The organism is Streptomyces sp. NPDC020780 (genome assembly GCF_044334475.1).
In the GTDB taxonomy this organism is placed as follows: Bacteria; Actinomycetota; Actinomycetes; order Streptomycetales; family Streptomycetaceae; genus Streptomyces.
Genome location: NZ_JBIRTB010000007.1, coordinates 317,184 through 335,918 on the forward strand (window position 1 = coordinate 317,184; position 18,735 = coordinate 335,918).

The 18,735-nt window shown below is 71.1% G+C and carries 16 protein-coding genes and 1 pseudogene; 14 read left to right on the plus strand and 3 right to left on the minus strand.

Annotated elements, in window-relative coordinates; translation table 11 throughout:
• Positions 1 to 141 precede the first annotated feature (141 nt).
• Both ACH4VO_RS16135 and ACH4VO_RS16140 read right to left on the minus strand, forming a co-directional pair.
• Positions 142 to 1,371, minus strand: coding sequence for a DUF349 domain-containing protein (locus ACH4VO_RS16135; RefSeq protein WP_360997749.1), 1,230 nt, complete (start codon positions 1,369 to 1,371; stop codon positions 142 to 144).
• Between the two features lie 190 nt (positions 1,372 to 1,561).
• Complete coding sequence (locus tag ACH4VO_RS16140; protein ID WP_360997751.1) at positions 1,562 to 2,347, minus strand: peptidylprolyl isomerase; 786 nt, start codon at positions 2,345 to 2,347, stop codon at positions 1,562 to 1,564.
• 149 nt (positions 2,348 to 2,496) lie between these two features.
• Here ACH4VO_RS16140 and ACH4VO_RS16145 point away from each other — a divergent pair, with 149 nt between their 5' ends.
• From ACH4VO_RS16145 to ACH4VO_RS16160, 4 genes are all read left to right on the plus strand, one after another.
• Positions 2,497 to 3,183 carry an MBL fold metallo-hydrolase gene (locus tag ACH4VO_RS16145; RefSeq protein ID WP_360997752.1) on the plus strand — a complete coding sequence of 229 codons (687 nt, stop codon included), beginning with the start codon at positions 2,497 to 2,499 and terminating at the stop codon, positions 3,181 to 3,183.
• Between the two features lie 13 nt (positions 3,184 to 3,196).
• Positions 3,197 to 4,459 carry a histidine--tRNA ligase gene (hisS, locus tag ACH4VO_RS16150; RefSeq protein ID WP_360997754.1) on the plus strand — a complete coding sequence of 421 codons (1,263 nt, stop codon included), beginning with the start codon at positions 3,197 to 3,199 and terminating at the stop codon, positions 4,457 to 4,459.
• Between the two features lie 339 nt (positions 4,460 to 4,798).
• Positions 4,799 to 5,446 carry a vitamin K epoxide reductase family protein gene (locus ACH4VO_RS16155; protein WP_360997756.1) on the plus strand — a complete coding sequence of 216 codons (648 nt, stop codon included), beginning with the start codon at positions 4,799 to 4,801 and terminating at the stop codon, positions 5,444 to 5,446.
• 41 nt (positions 5,447 to 5,487) lie between these two features.
• The gene (locus ACH4VO_RS16160) at positions 5,488 to 6,861 is read left to right on the plus strand and encodes a replication-associated recombination protein A (RefSeq protein WP_360997758.1); all 1,374 of its coding nucleotides are present in this window, start codon (positions 5,488 to 5,490) and stop codon (positions 6,859 to 6,861) included.
• A gap of 96 nt (positions 6,862 to 6,957) precedes the next feature.
• Here ACH4VO_RS16160 and ACH4VO_RS16165 read toward each other — a convergent pair.
• Positions 6,958 to 7,029 (minus strand): annotated as a pseudogene (locus ACH4VO_RS16165) (DUF2470 domain-containing protein); the annotation flags it as partial.
• A 184-nt stretch (positions 7,030 to 7,213) separates the two neighbouring features.
• On the opposite strand from ACH4VO_RS16165, the gene rpsD reads away from it, so the two are divergent.
• From rpsD to aroQ, 10 genes are all read left to right on the plus strand, one after another.
• Entirely contained in the window at positions 7,214 to 7,828 is a 615-nt protein-coding gene (gene rpsD / locus ACH4VO_RS16170) for a 30S ribosomal protein S4 (RefSeq protein ID WP_069173264.1), read from the plus strand.
• Between the two features lie 622 nt (positions 7,829 to 8,450).
• Positions 8,451 to 8,894, plus strand: a complete 444-nt coding sequence (locus ACH4VO_RS16175; protein ID WP_360997810.1) for a DUF948 domain-containing protein — start codon at positions 8,451 to 8,453, stop codon at positions 8,892 to 8,894.
• 7 nt (positions 8,895 to 8,901) lie between these two features.
• Positions 8,902 to 9,246, plus strand: a complete 345-nt coding sequence (locus tag ACH4VO_RS16180; RefSeq protein ID WP_360997759.1) for a DUF6167 family protein — start codon at positions 8,902 to 8,904, stop codon at positions 9,244 to 9,246.
• On the plus strand, positions 9,246 to 11,915 hold the full coding sequence (gene alaS / locus ACH4VO_RS16185; protein ID WP_360997760.1) for an alanine--tRNA ligase: 2,670 nt from the start codon (positions 9,246 to 9,248) through the stop codon (positions 11,913 to 11,915). Before ACH4VO_RS16180 ends, alaS begins: the two co-directional genes overlap by 1 nt.
• An 8-nt stretch (positions 11,916 to 11,923) precedes the next feature.
• A complete protein-coding gene (gene ruvX / locus ACH4VO_RS16190; RefSeq protein ID WP_360997812.1) occupies positions 11,924 to 12,397 on the plus strand; it encodes a Holliday junction resolvase RuvX in 474 nt (157 codons plus the stop codon).
• 99 nt (positions 12,398 to 12,496) lie between these two features.
• The gene (gene mltG / locus ACH4VO_RS16195; RefSeq protein ID WP_360997762.1) at positions 12,497 to 14,383 is read left to right on the plus strand and encodes an endolytic transglycosylase MltG; all 1,887 of its coding nucleotides are present in this window, start codon (positions 12,497 to 12,499) and stop codon (positions 14,381 to 14,383) included.
• A complete protein-coding gene (locus ACH4VO_RS16200) occupies positions 14,370 to 15,206 on the plus strand; it encodes a shikimate dehydrogenase (RefSeq protein ID WP_360997764.1) in 837 nt (278 codons plus the stop codon). Before mltG ends, ACH4VO_RS16200 begins: the two co-directional genes overlap by 14 nt.
• A gap of 161 nt (positions 15,207 to 15,367) precedes the next feature.
• Positions 15,368 to 16,552 carry a chorismate synthase gene (gene aroC / locus ACH4VO_RS16205; protein ID WP_360997766.1) on the plus strand — a complete coding sequence of 395 codons (1,185 nt, stop codon included), beginning with the start codon at positions 15,368 to 15,370 and terminating at the stop codon, positions 16,550 to 16,552.
• A complete protein-coding gene (gene aroB / locus ACH4VO_RS16210) occupies positions 16,549 to 18,195 on the plus strand; it encodes a 3-dehydroquinate synthase (protein WP_360997768.1) in 1,647 nt (548 codons plus the stop codon). Before aroC ends, aroB begins: the two co-directional genes overlap by 4 nt.
• Positions 18,192 to 18,635 (plus strand): type II 3-dehydroquinate dehydratase, encoded by a 444-nt coding sequence (gene aroQ / locus ACH4VO_RS16215; RefSeq protein WP_360997770.1) that lies wholly within the window; start codon positions 18,192 to 18,194, stop codon positions 18,633 to 18,635. Before aroB ends, aroQ begins: the two co-directional genes overlap by 4 nt.
• Positions 18,636 to 18,735 lie beyond the last annotated feature (100 nt).

Here is an 18,735-nt window from a genome sequence, read left to right on the forward strand (position 1 = left end):
AACCTTTTCTCCGGCGGGGGGGGGCCCGGCCGGGGGCGGGGGGGGGGGGGGCCCCCGGGGGGGGGCCCCCCCCGGGCCCCCGGGGGGGGCCCCCGGGGGGGGGGGGGGGCCCCCCCTTCCGTGCGTCCGCCGTGACCGGCTTCAGCCGCCGAACTCCTCCAGGCCCTTGAGCGCCTGGTCCAGCAGCGCCTGCCGGCCTTCGAGCTCACGCGAGAGCTTGTCGGCACGCGCGTTGTTGCCCGAGGCGCGCGCCGCGTCGATCTGCGTGCGCAGCTTGTCGACGGCGGCCTGGAGCTGACCGGTCAGGCCCTCGGCGCGGGCCCGCGCCTCCGGGTTCGTCCGGCGCCACTCGGACTCCTCGGCCTCCTGGAGCGCCCGCTCCACCGCGTGCATCCGCCCCTCGACCTTCGGGCGGGCGTCACGCGGCACATGGCCGACGGCCTCCCAGCGCTCGTTCAGGGCACGGAACGCGGCCCTGGCCGCCTTCAGGTCCGTCACGGGCACCAGTTTCTCGGCCTCGGCAGCGAGCTCCTCCTTGAGCTGGAGGTTCTCGCCCTGCTCCGCGTCCCGCTCGGCGAAGACACCGCTGCGGGCCGCGAAGAACACGTCCTGCGCACCCCGGAAGCGGTTCCACAGCTCGTCCTCGGCCTCGCGCTGGGCTCGTCCCGCCGCCTTCCACTCGGTCATCAGGTCGCGGTAGCGGGCGGCCGTGGCACCCCAGTCGGTCGAGCCGGAGAGCGACTCCGCCTCGGCGGCCAGCTTCTCCTTGACCTTGCGGGCTTCCTCGCGCTGGGCGTCCAGCGCGGCGAAGTGCGCCTTGCGGCGCTTGGAGAACGCGGACCGGGCGTGCGAGAAGCGGTGCCACAGCTCGTCGTCCGACTTGCGGTCGAGACGCGGCAGCCCCTTCCACGTGTCGACGAGCGCCCGCAGCCGCTCACCGGCGGACCGCCACTGCTCGCTCTGCGCCAGCTCCTCGGCCTCGACGACGAGCGCCTCCTTGGCGCCGCGCGCCTCGTCGGCCTGCTTCGCCTTCTGGGCTTTGCGTTCCTCGCGCCGGGAGTCGACCGTCGCGACGAGCGCGTCCAGCCGCTTGCCCAGCGCGGCGAGGTCGCCGACGGCGTGGTGCTCGTCGACCTGCTGACGCAGGTGCTCGATCGCAGCGGTGGCGTCCTTCGCCGACAGGTCGGTGGTCTTCACCCGCCGCTCGAGGAGGCCGATCTCGACCACCAGGCCCTCGTACTTGCGCTCGAAATAGGCCAGGGCCTCCTCGGGGGAACCGGCCTGCCACGATCCGACGACCTGCTCGCCCTCGGCCGTACGCACGTACACGGTGCCCGTCTCGTCGACACGGCCCCACGGGTCGCTGCTCACAGCGCCTCCTCCACCTGATGCCAGCGAGGGGGTTCGCCCCCCGTGCATCGTCCACAGTTTCCTGGGGCGGGCAGCGCCCGCCCTGCACAACGCCAATCTAGGCGACCGGCCGCCCGGCTGTCCGCACTCCGCGCGGCCGAAATTATCCCGTCCGCGCCGGTCCGCCGGGGCCGCCCGGCCGCCCGGCCGTTCAGGCCTTCTCGACAGCCGCCTTCTCGACCGTGACGGTCTTCTTCGGAGCGCCGTCGGCCGCCCCACCGGTGACACCGGCCTCGGCGATCTTCTTGACCGCCTTCAGGCCGGCTTCGTCCATCGTGCCGAACGGCGTGTAGGTGGGCGGCAGTTTGGTGTCCTTGTAGACCAGGAAGAACTGGCTGCCGCCGGTGCCCGGCTGGCCGGTGTTCGCCATCGCGACCGTGCCCGCCCGATACGTCACCGAGCCGTCGCCGCCCGGCTTGCCCAGCGCGGTGAGGTTCTCGTCGGGGATCGTGTAGCCCGGACCGCCCGTCCCATCGCCCTTCGGGTCGCCGCACTGCAGGACGAAGATGCCCTGCGTGGTCAGCCGGTGGCACTTCGTGCCGTCGAAGTACCCCTTGTCCGCGAGCGACTTGAACGAGTTCGTGGTGTGCGGGGTCTTCGCCGCGTCCATCGTGATCGCTATGTCGCCCTGGCTGGTCTTCAGCGACATCGCGTACGTCGCCTTCTTGTCGATCTTCATCGCCGGCTCGGGCACACTGCTCTCGCTCGCCGACGGCGACGCGGAAGGGCTCGCGGCCGCTTCGTCGGCCTTCTTGCCGTCGTCGTCCCCGTCGAGGGAGACGTACGCGCCCGCGCCGATGACCGCCACCACGGCCACCGAGGACGCGATGATCACCGCGAGGCGCCTGGTTCTCCGGCGCGCCTCCTCCCGGCGCTGCTGCTGCCGCTCGAACTTCTCCCGGGCGAGCTGCCGCCGCCGCTGATCGCTGCTGACCACCGGTTGGTCTCCTTGTACGTCGTGTGATCGGGCCTCGGTTGCCCCGTACGGTATATGGGTTAGCTGTGGAATGAGGAGCGCCGGTAGTCTCTGATCTGCCGCATTCCTCTCCGCGGCCCTCCCGCTACGGACGAACACTAAGGACGATCGTGCTCATTGCCGGGTTCCCCGCCGGGGCCTGGGAGACCAACTGCTATCTGGTCGCCCCTGCCGCAGGCGAGGAGTGCGTGATCATCGACCCCGGCCACCAGGCCGCCCAGGGCGTCGAGGAAGCGCTGAGGAAGCATCGGCTCAAGCCCGTCGCCGTCGTGCTCACCCACGGCCACATCGACCACGTCGCCTCGGTCGTCCCCGTCTGCGGCGCCCACGACGTTCCCGCGTGGATCCACCCCGAGGACCGGTACATGATGAGCGACCCGGAGAAGGCCCTCGGCCGTTCCATCGGGATGCCGCTCATGGGGGAGCTCGCCGTGGGCGAGCCCGACGACGTCAGGGAACTGGCCGACGGGTCCAGGCTGGAACTGGCCGGCATGGAGTTCGGCGTCGCGCACGCACCGGGGCATACCAAGGGGTCGGTGACGTTCAGGATGCCCGAGGCCGCGGACGTACCGCAGGTCCTCTTCTCGGGCGACCTGCTCTTCGCCGGCTCCGTCGGACGCACCGACCTGCCCGGCGGTGACCACGCCGAGCTGCTCGAGTCGCTGGCCCGCGTGTGCCTGCCGCTCGACGACTCGACCGTGGTGCTGTCCGGCCACGGACCCCAGACGACCATCGGCCGCGAGCGCGCCTCCAATCCGTACCTGCACGGCCTGGACGCGCCCCGCCGAGGAATGTGACGAGAGAAAAAACGTGAGCACCTTCCAGGCCCCCAAGGGCACGTACGACCTGATCCCGCCGGACTCCGCGACGTTCCTGGCAGTGCGCGAGGCCATCTCCGCGCCCCTGCGCAACTCCGGTTACGGCTACGTCGAGACGCCCGGCTTCGAGGACGTCGCCCTGTTCGCGCGGGGAGTCGGCGAGTCGACCGACATCGTGTCCAAGGAGATGTACGCCTTCGAGACCAAGGGCGGCGACAAGCTGGCCCTGCGGCCCGAGGGAACCGCCTCGGTGCTGCGTGCCGCGCTGGAGGCCAACCTCCACAAGGCGGGCAACCTCCCCGTCAAGCTCTGGTACTCCGGCTCGTACTACCGCTACGAGCGGCCGCAGAAGGGCCGTTACCGCCACTTCTCGCAGGTCGGTGCCGAGGCCATCGGCACCGAGGACCCGGCGCTCGACGCCGAGCTGATCATCCTCGCGGACCAGGCCTACCGTTCGCTGGGCCTCGCGCGGTTCCGCATCCTGCTGAACTCACTGGGCGACAAGGAGTGCCGCCCGGTCTACCGCGAGGCGCTCCAGGCCTTCCTGCGCGACCTCGATCTGGACGAGGACACCCGCCGCCGCGTCGAGATCAACCCCCTGCGGGTGCTCGACGACAAGCGGCCCGACGTCCAGAAGCAGCTGACGGGCGCGCCGATGCTGCGCGACTTCCTCTGTGACGCCTGCAAGGCGTACCACGAGGAGGTCCGCGAACTGCTGACGGCGGCCGGGGTGGTGTACGAGGACGACGAGAAGCTGGTCCGGGGCCTCGACTACTACACCCGCACCACCTTCGAGTTCGTCCACGACGGTCTGGGATCCCAGTCCGCGGTGGGCGGCGGCGGCCGCTACGACGGCCTCTCCGAGATGATCGGCGGTCCCGCGCTGCCGTCCGTCGGCTGGGCGCTCGGCGTGGACCGCACGGTGCTCGCGCTGGAGGCGGAGGGCATCGAACTCGACATCCCCGCCCCCACCAGCGTCTACGCGGTCCCGCTCGGCGAGGAGGCCCGGCGCGTGCTCTTCGGCCTGGTCACGGAGTTGCGGAAGGCCGGGGTCGCCACGGACTTCGCGTTCGGTGGCCGTGGGCTCAAGGGTGCGATGAAGAGCGCCAACCGCTCCGGGGCCCGCTACACCGTCGTGGCCGGCGAGCGTGATCTCGCCGAGGGCAGCGTCCAGCTCAAGGACATGGAGTCCGGGGAACAGGAGCCGGTCGCGCTCGGCGACCTGGTGGCCGTCGTCCAGGCCCGGCTCGCCTGACCCCTGCGCCGTCCGCCCGACGCCCGCGCACGCCCCGCCTGTGCCCGCCCGGTCCGTCCGGGCGGGCACAGCGTGTTGCACGGGACGTGAACCGACGTGAACGCGGAAGGGGCCGGGGTCCGGTCCCGGCCGGACGCCGTCAACGCGGCGCTCGCTGGTTCACCCCGTGGGAGGTTTCGGGGGGGAGTGGCGGCCCCGCCCCGGCGGCGCGCACCCCGGACGATTCCCGGCTCCGGCCCCGTCCGTGCGCACATCTTTATCTCCATCGAACGGATGGGCGCATCGGCGGTGCGGCAGAATGACCGTGCCCGGCCGGCTACTCAGTGATGGAACGGCGATATGACGATGGCAGCGGTAGACCACTCCTCCTCCGAGCGTGACCCGGAGCAGGGTGAGGACAGCGGGAAGAGGACCGTCGGGGGCAGCCGCGCGCTCGCGCTGCTGCTGGTGATCACGGGAGCGGCCGGACTGCTCGCCGCCTGGGTGATCACCATCGACAAGTTCAAGCTGCTCGAGGACCCGAGCTTCACCCCGGGGTGCAGCCTCAACCCCGTGGTCGCGTGCGGCAACATCATGAAGAGCGAGCAGGCGTCCGCCTTCGGGTTCCCCAACCCGATGCTCGGCATCGCGACCTACTCGGTGGTCATCGGCATCGGCATGGCGCTCCTGGCGGGAGCGCGCTTCCGCTCCTGGTACTGGCTCGGCCTCAACGCGGGCACGCTGTTCGGCGTCGGCTTCTGCACGTGGCTGCAGTACCAGTCGCTGTACAACATCAACTCGCTCTGCCTGTGGTGCTGCCTGGCCTGGGTCGCCACGATCGTCATGTTCTGCTACGTCACCACGCACAACATCAAGCACCGCATCCTCCCCGCCCCCGCCTGGCTCAGGAACGGCCTCACCGAGTTCCACTGGGTGCCGCCGGTGCTCTGGATCGGCATCATCGGCATGCTGATCCTCACGCGCTGGTGGGACTTCTGGACCAGCTGACGCCCGCGGTCCTGTCGGTGGGGTGACATAGGCTTCGAAGCGTGGAGCCCGACCTCTTTACCGCAGCCGCCGAAGACCGCCAGGAGAAGGACCCGTCCAGCAGCCCTCTGGCTGTCCGGATGCGTCCTCGCACGCTGGACGAGGTCGTCGGCCAGCAGCATCTGCTCAAGCCGGGCTCGCCGCTGCGCCGGCTCGTCGGTGAAGCCGGCGGAGGTCCTGCGGGTCCCTCGTCCGTCATCCTCTGGGGACCGCCCGGCACCGGCAAGACGACTCTGGCGTACGTGGTCAGCAAGGCCACCAACAAGCGTTTCGTGGAGCTCTCCGCGATCACGGCGGGTGTCAAGGAGGTCAGGGCCGTCATCGAGGGCGCCCGCCGCGCCACCGGGGGCTTCGGCAAGGAGACGGTCCTTTTCCTCGACGAGATCCACCGCTTCTCCAAGGCCCAGCAGGACTCCCTGCTGCCCGCCGTGGAGAACCGCTGGGTGACCCTCATCGCGGCCACCACGGAGAACCCGTACTTCTCCATCATCTCGCCGCTGCTCTCGCGCTCCCTGCTCCTCACCCTGGAGCCCCTCACCGACGAGGACCTGCGGGCCCTGCTGCGCCGCGCCCTGACCGACGAGCGCGGCCTGGGCGGCGCGGTCACGCTGTCCGAGGCCGCCGAGGCGCACCTGCTGCGGATCGCGGGCGGCGACGCCCGGCGTGCGCTGACCGCGCTGGAGGCGGCGGCCGGAGCGGCCCTCGCCAAGCGCGAACCGGAGATCACGCTGGAGACGCTCGAGGAGACCGTCGACCGCGCCGCGGTGAAGTACGACCGTGACGGCGACCAGCACTACGACGTGGCGAGCGCCCTCATCAAGTCGATCCGCGGATCGGACGTGGACGCCGCCCTGCACTACCTGGCCCGGATGATCGAGGCGGGGGAGGACCCGCGCTTCATCGCCCGCCGGCTGATGATCTCCGCCAGCGAGGACATCGGCCTCGCCGACCCGACGGCGCTGCCCACGGCGGTGGCGGCGGCCCAGGCCGTCGCCATGATCGGTTTCCCGGAGGCGGCTCTCACCCTCAGCCACGCCACCATCGCGCTGGCCCTGGCTCCGAAGTCCAACGCCGCGACCCTGGCGATCTCGGCCGCGCAGGACGATGTGCGCAGAGGACTCGCGGGCCCGGTCCCGGCGCATCTGCGCGACGGCCACTACAAGGGCGCCGCCAAGCTGGGCCACGCCCAGGGTTACATCTACCCGCACGACGTGCCCGGCGGCATCGCAGCCCAGGAGTACGCCCCGGACGCGGTCCGCGGCAGGCGGTACTACGAACCCACGCGCTACGGCGCGGAGGCGCGGTACGCCGAGGTGGCGGACCGGGTGCGCGAACGGCTCGGCCGCAGCGAGGCGGGCGGCCCGGCGCCGTCCTGACCCGCCCCCGACCAGCGGGGCGCGGGTCGCCTGCCAGCTCGCCCGGGGACCCGTGCCTCCGGCCCTCCGACGCCGGCCGGTGCCCGGGGTCACAGGCCCGGGTACGAGCAGTACGACGGAGCAGGTACTCTGTACGAGAGTTCGTGTGCGTTCGGCTGCTGACGGCAACCGAATGTTTTCAAGCCCGCTGGGACGCGGCTGACCACGATCAGATCGGCCTTCCGTCGTAGCGGCGCTTTTCAGACGCGCCGCCGCTGTCTGTGCTGTCCGTGACGTGTGTGGTGTTCCCAGGGCGAGACATGCGATCTCCTTGAGTAAGGTAAACCTAACCTACAACGGAGGTCTGGAGAACGTGCCTAACCAGTCGCGTCCCAAGGTCAAGAAGTCGCGTGCCCTCGGCATCGCCCTGACGCCGAAGGCTGTCAAGTACTTCGAAGCCCGCCCCTACCCGCCGGGCGAGCACGGCCGTGGCCGCAAGCAGAACTCGGACTACAAGGTCCGTCTGCTCGAGAAGCAGCGTCTGCGTGCGCAGTACGACATCAGCGAGCGCCAGATGGCGCGCGCCTACGACCGCGCCCGTAAGGCCGAGGGCAAGACGGGCGAGGCGCTGGTCGTCGAGCTCGAGCGCCGTCTCGACGCCCTGGTCCTGCGTTCGGGCATCGCCCGGACCATCTACCAGGCCCGCCAGATGGTCGTCCACGGCCACATCGAGGTCAACGGTGGCAAGGTCGACAAGCCGTCCTTCCGCGTGCGCCCCGACGACATCGTCCAGGTCCGCGAGCGCAGCCGCTCCAAGGTCCCCTTCCAGGTGGCCCGCGAGGGTGGTTACGACACCGACGGCGAGACCCCGCGCTACCTCCAGGTGAACCTGAAGGCCCTGGCCTTCCGCCTGGACCGGGACCCGAACCGCAAGGAAATCCCGGTCATCTGCGACGAGCAGCTCGTCGTCGAGTACTACGCCCGCTGATCCAGGCGTAGCGGCTCTCCGAGCTCGGGCCCGCCCCTCCCTGTCATCCGGGAGGCGCGGGCCTTCGTCTTTCCCGCCCGTCCGGCCGCGTACGCCCTCCGGGCCGGACCGCCGGGATCCAGGCCGCCCGCGCTACCGCGGCCCCGCCCGTCCGGCCGGGCGCCCGAGCGCCACTCCGCCTCGTACCGCCCGTCGGCGCTTTCAGCCCGGGCGGGCTCCGAGCCCCGCATCCGGGAGCCCGCCGCAGGGGGCGGAGCCGCACGCGGGCAGGGCCGCCGAGGGCTGCCACCCCCGCAGGACCCGGCCTCTTTCGTGCTCGCCCCCGACCGGGGTGACCAAGGCCGTGAAGGGCGTACGCGAGGGACAGGGCCTCGCGGGCATCCGGCGAGCCGGGCCGGTCCGCCCGGCATCCGGTGCCGGGTACGCCGGCAGGTACGTCCTGCTCCACCCCGGGTTCGGCAGGGCAGGAATGCGGTACGGCGGGTGACGCCCGGCGCGATAGGCTCGAGGGACGACGATCGGCCGGGGCGGCGGGACGCGCACGGCCGGTCGGGCAGGCCGGGACAGGCCCCGGCCCGAGCGAGCGACGAGAAGAGAGCGGTGCACTGTGTCCGGTGGAGAGGTGGCCGGGATCCTGGTGGCCGTCTTCTGGGCGATCCTGGTCTCCTTCCTGGCCGTGGTGCTGGTGAGGCTGGCCCAGACGCTCAGGGCGACCACCGCGCTGGTGGCGGACGTGACCGAGCAGGCCGTGCCGCTGCTCGCCGACGCCTCCGCGACGCTGCGTTCCGCGCAGACGCAGCTCGACAAGGTCGACGCCATCGCGAGCGACGTGCAGGAGGTCACCTCCAACGCCTCCGCGCTGTCGACCACCGTCGCCTCCACCTTCGGCGGCCCGCTCGTGAAGGTGGCCGCCTTCGGCTACGGAGTGCGCGAGGCGCTCGGCCGCCGGACCGCGGCCGAGCCGGAGCCGGAACGCCGCCTCCGCCGCACGGTGATCGTCGGCCGTACCGTGCCGTCCGCACGCAGGAAGCGGAACGGCCGTAGCTCCCGCGGACAGAAGGACTGACGCAGCGATGTTCCGCCGTACGTTCTGGTTCACCGCCGGCGCAGCCGCCGGTGTATGGGCCACCACCAAGGTCAACCGCAAGATCAGGCAGCTGACCCCCGAGAGCCTCGCGGCGCAGGCCGCCGACAAGGCCCTCGAAGCGGGGCACCGGCTCAAGGACTTCGCGCTCGACGTGCGCGAGGGCATGGTCAGGCGGGAGGCCGAACTGGGCGGCGCGCTGGGCCTGCGGGCTCCGGTCGATCCCGAACTCCCGGCCCCCTCACGGGCGGCCGTCGAAGCGGCCGAGGCGCGCCGCGCCCCCACCTACCGCACACTTCCCTACAACTCGGACAACCGGAATGAGGACCACTAATGGAGTCGGCTGAAATTCGCCGCCGCTGGCTGAGCTTCTTCGAGGAGCGCGGCCACACCGTCGTGCCTTCGGCGTCGCTCATCGCGGACGACCCGACTCTGCTGCTGGTCCCCGCGGGCATGGTGCCCTTCAAGCCGTACTTCCTCGGCGAGGTCAAGCCGCCCGCCCCTCGCGTCACCAGCGTGCAGAAGTGCGTGCGCACGCCGGACATCGAAGAGGTCGGCAAGACCACCCGGCACGGCACGTTCTTCCAGATGTGCGGCAACTTCTCCTTCGGCGACTACTTCAAGGAAGGCGCCATCCGCTACGCCTGGGAGGCTCTCACGACCTCCGTGGCGGAGGGCGGCTTCGGCCTCGACCCCGAGCGCCTGTGGATCACCGTCTACCTCGACGACGACGAAGCCGAGGCCATCTGGCGCGAGAAGATCGGCGTGCCGGCCGAGCGCATCCAGCGCCTGGGCAAGAAGGACAACTTCTGGTCCATGGGCGTTCCCGGCCCGTGCGGCCCGTGCTCGGAGATCAACTACGACCGCGGCCCCGAGTTCGGCGTCGAGGGCGGCCCCGCCGTCAACGACGAGCGGTACGTGGAGATCTGGAACCTGGTCTTCATGCAGTACGAGCGCGGCGCCGGCGACGGCAAGGAGGACTTCCCGATCCTGGGGGACCTCCCGTCGAAGAACATCGACACCGGTCTCGGCCTCGAACGCCTCGCCATGATCCTGCAGGACGTACAGAACATGTACGAGACCGACACCCTGCGCGTCGTGATGGACAAGGCCACCGAGCTGACCGGCGTCCGCTACGGAGCCGAGCACGGTTCCGACGTCTCCCTGCGCGTCGTCGCCGACCACATCCGTACGTCGGTGATGCTCATCGGCGACGGCGTCACCCCCGGCAACGAGGGCCGCGGCTACGTCCTGCGCCGCATCATGCGCCGTGCCATCCGCAATATGCGGCTGCTGGGCGCCACCGGACCGGTCGTCCGGGACCTGGTCGAGGTCGTCGTCGACACGATGGGGCAGCAGTACCCCGAGCTGATCACCGACCGCAAGCGCATCGAGACCGTCGCCCTGGCCGAGGAAGCCGCCTTCCTGAAGGCGCTCAAGGGCGGCACGAACATCCTCGACACCGCCGTGAGCGAGACCAAGGCCGCCGGTGGCAAGGTCCTGGCCGGCGACAAGGCCTTCCTGCTCCACGACACCTGGGGCTTCCCGATCGACCTCACGCTGGAGATGGCCGCCGAACAGGGCCTCTCGGTCGACGAGGACGGGTTCCGCCGCCTGATGAAGGAGCAGCGGGAGCGCGCCAAGGCCGACGCCAAGGCCAAGAAGACCGGTCACGCCGACCTGTCCGCCTACCGCGAGGTCGCCGACAACTCGGGCGTCACCGAGTTCACCGGCTACACCAGCAACGAGGGCGAGTCGAAGATCGTCGGCCTGCTCGTCGACGGCGTCCCCTCACCCGCCGCCACCGAGGGCGACGAGGTCGAGGTCGTCCTGGACCGCACCCCGTTCTACGCCGAGGGCGGCGGCCAGCTCGCCGACCAGGGCCGGATCAGGCTCGACACCGGTGCCGTCATCCAGGTCCGCGACGTCCAGCAGCCGGTCCCCGGCGTCTCGGTCCACAAGGGTTCGGTGCAGGTCGGCGAGGTGACCGTCGGCGCCTCGGCCTACGCCGCCATCGACGGCACCCGTCGCCGTGCCATCGCCCGCGCCCACAGCGCCACACACCTCACGCACCAGGCACTGCGCGACGCGCTCGGCCCGACGGCCGCCCAGGCCGGTTCGGAGAACTCGCCCGGCCGCTTCCGCTTCGACTTCGGCTCGCCCGCCGCCGTACCCGGCACGGTCCTCACCGACGTCGAGCAGAAGATCAACGAGGTCCTCGCCCGGGAGCTCGACGTCCAGGCCGAGGTCATGTCCATCGAAGAGGCCAAGAAGCAGGGCGCCATCGCCGAGTTCGGCGAGAAGTACGGCGAGCGCGTCCGGGTCGTGACCATCGGCGACTTCTCCAAGGAGCTGTGCGGCGGTACGCACGTCCGCAACACCGCTCAGCTGGGCCTGGTGAAGCTGCTCGGCGAGTCGTCCATCGGGTCGGGTGTGCGCCGTATCGAGGCGCTGGTCGGCGTCGACGCGTACAACTTCCTGGCCAGGGAGCACACGGTCGTCGCCCAGCTCCAGGAACTGCTCAAGGGCCGCCCCGAGGAGCTCCCCGAGAAGATCTCCGGCATGCTCGGCAAGCTGAAGGACGCCGAGAAGGAGATCGAGAAGTTCCGCGCGGAGAAGGTCCTCCAGGCCGCCGCCGGGCTCGTGGACTCGGCCAAGGACGTCCGAGGTGTCGCCCTGGTCACCGGGCAGGTGCCCGACGGCACGTCGGCCGACGACCTGCGCAAGCTGGTCCTCGACGTGCGCGGGCGCATCCAGGGCGGCCGGCCGGCCGTCGTGGCCCTGTTCACCACGGCCAACGGACGCCCGCTGACCGTCATCGCCACCAACGAGGCCGCCCGCGAGCGTGGCCTCAAGGCCGGCGACCTGGTCCGCACGGCCGCCAAGACCCTCGGCGGCGGTGGAGGCGGCAAGCCGGACGTCGCGCAGGGCGGCGGTCAGAACCCGGACGCCATCGGCGATGCCGTCGCCGCTGTCGAACGCCTCGTCACCGAGACGGCGTGACGCCGGGCATGCCGCAGATGCGCCGTGGACGCCGACTCGCCATCGACGTCGGGGACGCCCGTATCGGGGTCGCCTCGTGCGACCCCGACGGGATCCTCGCCACGCCGGTGGAGACCGTGCCGGGACGTGACGTCCCGGCCGCCCACCGGCGGCTCGGCCTGATCGTCGAGGAGTACGAGCCGATCGAGGTCATCGTCGGTCTGCCCCGCTCCCTGGGCGGTGGCGAGGGCCCCGCCGCCGCCAAGGTCCGCGCCTTCGCCCAGGTCTTCGCACGGGCGATCGCGCCGGTCCCCGTGCGCCTGGTGGACGAGAGGATGACCACAGTGACGGCGACCCACGGGCTGCGGGCCTCGGGCGTGAAGTCCAAGAAGGGCCGTTCTGTCATCGACCAGGCTGCCGCTGTGGTGATCCTCCAGAACGCTCTGGAGTCCGAACGGGCGTCAGGTAGCGCGCCGGGCGAGGGCGTCGAAGTGGTTGTCTGATCGCGATACGGTAACGTTCCGCGCGATGCGCCGGTGTTCGAACAGACACCGCACAGCCAAGCGAAGAGACGGAACGCGTCTCGCGGCTCTAGGGGATCGATGACTGAGTATGGCCGGGGCCCCGGCTCCGAACCGTGGCATCCCGAGGACCCGCTCTACGGGGACCAGGGATGGGCCGCCCACGGCCAGGGCCCGGGCCAGTACGAAGGCCAGCAGCAGCCGCCCTACGCGCAGGACCCGTACGCCCAGCAGGGCTACCAGCAGGACCCGTACGCGCAGCATCAGCAGCAGGACCCGTACGCGCAGCATCAGCAGCAGGACCCGTACGCGCAGCAGCACCAGCAGCAGGACGCATACGCCCAGCAATACCAGCAGGACCCGTACGCCGTCCAGCAGTCCCAGCACCAGCACCAGCAGCAGTACGGCACCCCGCACGACCCGTACGCGCAGCAGTCGCCCGAGCAGCCGCAGCAGTACAACGGCGGCTGGGACACGGGCCCGCAGCAGACCGTGCCGTACGATCCGCAGCTCCCGTACGGCGACACCCAGGGTGGCTACGGCGAGCAGGTCGACTACTACGGCACGCCCGAGGCCTACCCCCCGCCGCAGCCCCCCGGCCACCGCGAGCAGGCCCACCAGAACCACGACCAGCACCAAGACCACAACGAGCAGCACCAGGGCCAGCAGCCCCAGCCGCTTCAGCAACCCCGGCAGCCCCGGCAGCAGAACCCCGACTGGGACCCGGACGTGCCGCAGGAGGAGACGCACCCCTTCTTCACGGGCGCGGACGAACCGGCGACCGGCCGGGACACGCGCCGCGACACGAGGCGGGACGAGGACGAAGAGGACGCGTACGACGACGACCCGCGCGCGTCCCGCCGGGGCGGCGGCGAGCGCCGGGGCAAAGGCAAGAAGAAGAGCCGTAACGGCTGTGCCTGCCTGGGCGTGGCGGTGGTCCTCGTCGGCGGCCTCGGCGGGGTGACCTACCTGGGCTACTCCTATTACCAGAACCAGTTCGGCGCGGCGCCCGACTACGCGGGCAGCGGCACGGAGACGGTCGAGGTGGAGATCCCGCAGGGTGCTCTCGGGAACGAGATCGCGAACATCCTCAAGAAGGCCGGCGTCGTGAAGTCGGCGGACGCGTTCATCTCGGCCCAGAACGGAAATCCCAAAGGCAAGTCCCTCCAGGCGGGCGTCTATCTCCTGAAGAAGGAGATGTCGGCGAAGAACGCCGTGGAAATGATGCTGAACCCGGCGAGTCAGAACGGTTACGTCGTTCCCCCGGGCACACGCAACGCCAAAGTGTACGAGGACATCGACGCGAGACTGGATCTCAAGAAGGGGACGACCGAGCAGATCGCCAGGACCAAGGCCGAAAGCCTGGGCCTGCCCGACTGGGCCGACAACGACCCGGCCATAAAGGATCCGCTCGAAGGCTTCCTCTACCCGGCCACATACGCGGTGGCCAAGGGTGCGAAGCCGGAGGCCGTCCTCGGGAAGATGGTGGCCCGGGCCAACGCGGAGTACGGAAAACTGGACCTCGAGGCCGCTGCCAAGAAGTACGACCTGGACGGCCCCTGGCAGGTGCTGACCGTGGCGAGCCTCGTCCAGGCGGAGGGGAAGACCCACGACGACTTCCGCAAGATGAGCGAAGTCATCTACAACCGTCTCAAGCCCAGCAACACCGAGACGAACCAGAAGCTCCAATTCGACTCGACGTTCAATTACCTGAAGAAGCAGAGCAAGATCAACATTGGTGTCTCCGAGATCCATAAGAACATGGACCCGTACAACACCTACACGCAGCGAGGACTCACGCCCGGCCCCATCAGCAACCCGGGGTCCGAGGCGCTGGCCGCCGCGCTGAACCCGACCACGGACGGCTGGCTGTACTTCGTCGCCACCGACGGGCAGCACCGGACGGAATTCGCCAAGAACTACGACGACTTCCTGAAGCTCAAGGAAAAGTTCGATGCCCTCGACTGAGGCTCACCGGGCGGCCGTACTGGGCTCGCCCATCGCCCATTCCCTCTCCCCGGCCCTCCACCGCGCCGCCTACGCGGAGCTCGGCTTGGAGGGCTGGTCGTACGACCGCTTCGAGGTGGACGAGGCGGCGCTCCCCGGCTTCCTCGAGCGGCTGGACTCCTCCTGGGCAGGCCTCTCCCTCACCATGCCGCTCAAGCGGGCGGTCATCCCCCTGCTCGACGGGATCAGCGAGGCGGCGGCATCGGTCGAGGCCGTCAACACCGTGGTGTTCACGCGGGACGGCCGCCGGACCGGCGACAACACCGACATCCCCGGCATGGTCGCGGCCCTGCGTGAACGCGGGGTCGAGAAGGTCGAGTCCGCGGCCGTCCTCGGCGCCGGCGCCACGGCCTCCTCCGCGCTCGCCGCCCTCGCCCGGGTATGCACCGGACCCGTGACCGCGTACGTGCGCAGCCCGGAGCGCGCCGACGAGATGCGCGGCTGGGGCGAACGCCTCGGCGTCGACGTCGTGACCGCCGACTGGGCGACGGCGGACCGGGCGCTGCACGCTCCCCTGGTGATCGCGACGACTCCGGCCGGCGCCACGGACGCCCTGGCGGACGCCGTACCGGCGTCCCCCGGCACGCTGTTCGACGTGCTGTACGAGCCGTGGCCCACGGTCCTCGCCTCGCGCTGGTCGGCGACCGGCGCGAGCGTCGTCGGAGGACTCGACCTCCTGGTCCACCAGGCCGTCTTCCAGGTGGAACAGATGACCGGGCGCGGCGCACCGCTCGCCGCCATGCGGGCCGCCGGCGAGCGCGCCTTGTCCGCACGGGCCCGCTGAGGTCGTCCACCGGCACCGGGTCCCGGGGCACGCCGAACCGTCCGTCTGCTGGACCGGCGGCCGGTTCGTCCCCCCGGGCGTGGGAGGATCGGAGGTGGCGGGCCAGGGCCGCGCACCCGGTCGCGCCGTTGGATTTTCAGGCGCGAGCATGAGGAGCACCGTTGAGCAGGTTGCGCTGGCTGACCGCGGGGGAGTCGCACGGCCCCGCACTGGTGGCGACGCTGGAGGGTCTTCCCGCCGGTATCCCCGTCACCACGGAGATGGTGGCGGACGCGCTCGCCCGGCGACGGCTCGGTTACGGGCGCGGCGCGCGGATGAAGTTCGAGCGGGACGAGGTCACCTTCCTCGGCGGCGTCCGGCACGGGCGCACCATGGGCTCGCCCGTCGCCGTCATGGTGGGCAACACCGAGTGGCCCAAGTGGGAGCAGGTCATGTCGGCCGACCCGGTCGACCCCGAGGTGCTGGCCGCGCAGGCCCGTAACGCCCCGCTGACCCGTCCCCGGCCCGGTCACGCCGACCTCGCCGGGATGCAGAAGTACGGCTTCGACGAGGCCCGGCCCATCCTGGAGCGCGCCAGCGCCCGGGAGACCGCGGCCCGCGTCGCCCTCGGCGCCGTCGCCCGCTCCTACCTCAAGGAGACCGCGGGCATCGAGATCGTCTCCCACGTCGTCGAGCTGGCCAAGGCCAAGGCGCCCTACGGCGTCCACCCCAAGCCCTCCGACGTCGAGCGGCTCGACGCCGACCCCGTGCGCTGTCTGGACGCCGACGCGTCCAAGGCGATGGTCGCGGAGATCGACCAGGCGCACAAGGACGGCGACACCCTGGGCGGGGTCGTCGAGGTCCTCGCCTACGGTGTGCCCGTCGGCCTCGGTTCACACGTGCACTGGGACCGCCGGCTCGACGCCCGCCTCGCCGCCGCCCTGATGGGCATCCAGGCCATCAAGGGCGTCGAGGTCGGTGACGGCTTCGATCTGGCCCGCGTACCGGGATCCAAGGCGCACGACGAGATCGTGGCCACCGAGAACGGCATCAAGCGCACCTCGGGCCGTTCCGGCGGCACCGAGGGCGGGCTCACCACCGGCGAACTGCTCCGCGTCCGCGCCGCGATGAAGCCCATCGCCACGGTGCCGCGCGCGCTCGCCACGGTCGACGTCGTCACCGGCGAGGCGGCCAAGGCACACCACCAGCGCTCCGACGTGTGCGCCGTCCCGGCCGCCGGGATCGTCGCGGAGGCGATGGTCGCCCTGGTGCTGGCCGACGCGGTCGCCGAGAAGTTCGGCGGCGACAGCGTCACCGAGACGCACCGCAACGTGCAGTCCTACCTCTCCCACCTCCAGATCCGGTGAGCGGCCCGCTGATCGTCCTCGTCGGCCCCATGGGGGTCGGCAAGTCCACGGTGGGCGAGCTGCTCGCCGAACGCCTCGGCACCACGTACCGCGACACCGACGCGGACGTCGTGGCCAGGGCGGGCAAGCCGATCTCCGAGATCTTCTTCGACGAGGGCGAGGACCACTTCCGGGCCCTGGAGCGGCAGGCGGTACAGGACGCGGTCGCCCGGCACACCGGCGTCCTCGCCCTCGGTGGCGGCGCCGTGCTCGACGGGGAGACCCGTGCCCTGCTCGCGGGCCGCCCGGTCGTCTATCTGTCCATGGACGTGGACGAGGCCGTCCGCAGGGTCGGCCTGAACACCGCCCGCCCCCTGCTCGCCGTCAACCCGCGACGGCAGTGGCGCGAGCTCATGGACGCCCGGCGTCCTCTCTACGAGGAGGTGGCCGCCGTCACCGTCGCCACCGACGCCCGCACTCCCGAAGAGGTCGCCCGGGCGATCACCGAGGCACTGGACCTTCCGGAGCGTACAGACGGGCCCGTACCGTCCGACCAGGAGAACACACGCATGACCGAGCAGGGCACCACGCGCATCCAGATCGCCGGCACGGCGGGCACCGACCCGTACGAGGTGCTCGTCGGCCACCAACTCCTGGGCGAGCTGCCGCACCTCATCGGCGACCGCGCCAAGCGGGTCGCCGTCCTGCACCCCGAGGCGCTCGCCGAGACCGGTGAAGCGGTCCGCCAGGATCTGGCCGGCCAGGGCTACGAGGTCATCGCGATCCAGCTGCCCAACGCGGAGGAGGCCAAGACCGTCGAGGTCGCCGCCTACTGCTGGAAGGCGCTCGGCCAGACCGGCTTCACCCGCACCGACGTCATCGTCGGCGTGGGCGGCGGCGCCACCACCGACGTCGCCGGCTTCGTGGCCGCGTCGTGGCTGCGCGGGGTGCGCTGGATCGCCGTACCGACGACCGTGCTCGCCATGGTCGACGCGGCGGTCGGAGGCAAGACGGGCATCAACACCGCCGAGGGCAAGAACCTCGTCGGCGCCTTCCACCCGCCCGCAGGGGTGCTCTGCGACCTCGCCGCGCTCGACTCGCTGCCGGTCCACGACTACGTCTCCGGCATGGCCGAGATCATCAAGGCCGGCTTCATCGCCGACCCGGTCATCCTGGACCTCGTCGAGGCCGACCCGCAGGGTGCCCGTACGCCCGCCGGACCGCACACCGCGGAGCTGATCGAGCGTTCCATCCGGGTCAAGGCCGAGGTCGTCTCCAGCGACCTCAAGGAGTCCGGGCTCCGGGAGATCCTCAACTACGGGCACACCCTGGCCCACGCCATCGAGAAGAACGAGCGCTACAAGTGGCGCCACGGCGCCGCCGTCTCGGTCGGCATGGTCTTCGCCGCCGAGCTCGGCCGGCTCGCCGGACGCCTCGACGACGCCACCGCCGACCGGCACCGCGCCGTCCTGGAGTCCGTCGGCCTGCCGCTCACCTACCGCGGCGACCAGTGGCCCAAGCTGCTGGAGAACATGAAGGTCGACAAGAAGTCCCGCGGCGACCTGCTGCGCTTCATCGTCCTGGACGGCATCGGGAAGCCCACCGTGCTCGAGGGCCCCGACCCGGCCGTCCTGCTCGCGGCCTACGGGGAGGTCTCCGCGTGAGCACCCGCAGGGTCTTCGTGCTCAACGGTCCCAACCTCGGCCGGCTCGGCTCCCGCGAGCCCGACGTGTACGGGGCGACGTCCTACGCCGGTCTCGTCGACACCTGCCGGGCCCTCGGCAAGGAACTCGGCTTCGACGTCGACGTGCGGGAGACCAACGACGAGGGGGAGCTGATCCGCTGGCTCCACGAGGCCGCGGACGGCGCGATTCCCGTCGTCCTCAACCCCGGCGCGTTCACCCACTACTCGTACGGCATGCGGGACGCCGCCGCCCAGCGCACCGCCCCGCTGATCGAGGTGCACATCTCCAACCCGTACGCACGGGAGGAATTCCGCCACACTTCCGTCGTCGCCCCCGTGGCCACCGGCACCGTGGCAGGATTCGGCATCGGCTCCTACCGGCTCGCCCTGAGGGCTCTCGCCGGTGAACTGACGGACTGAAACCAGGCACGTCGTGCCCTCCCCGGCCGTTCACCGCGTGGCGGCCTGGGAGGGTACGGTTGCCGTCGACCAGCGCCAGTTGCCTGTACGAGACGGAGTG

Excerpts from the sequence above, each read along its gene's own strand:
- ACH4VO_RS16155 (WP_360997756.1), top strand. The coding sequence starts at position 4,799 with ATGACGATGGCAGCGGTAGACCACTCCTCCTCCGAGCGTGACCCGGAG.
- alaS (WP_360997760.1), top strand. The coding sequence starts at position 9,246 with ATGGAGTCGGCTGAAATTCGCCGCCGCTGGCTGAGCTTCTTCGAGGAG.
- ruvX (WP_360997812.1), top strand. The coding sequence starts at position 11,924 with ATGCCGCAGATGCGCCGTGGACGCCGACTCGCCATCGACGTCGGGGAC.
- mltG (WP_360997762.1), top strand. The coding sequence starts at position 12,497 with ATGACTGAGTATGGCCGGGGCCCCGGCTCCGAACCGTGGCATCCCGAG.
- ACH4VO_RS16180 (WP_360997759.1), top strand. The coding sequence starts at position 8,902 with ATGTTCCGCCGTACGTTCTGGTTCACCGCCGGCGCAGCCGCCGGTGTA.
- ACH4VO_RS16200 (WP_360997764.1), top strand. The coding sequence starts at position 14,370 with ATGCCCTCGACTGAGGCTCACCGGGCGGCCGTACTGGGCTCGCCCATC.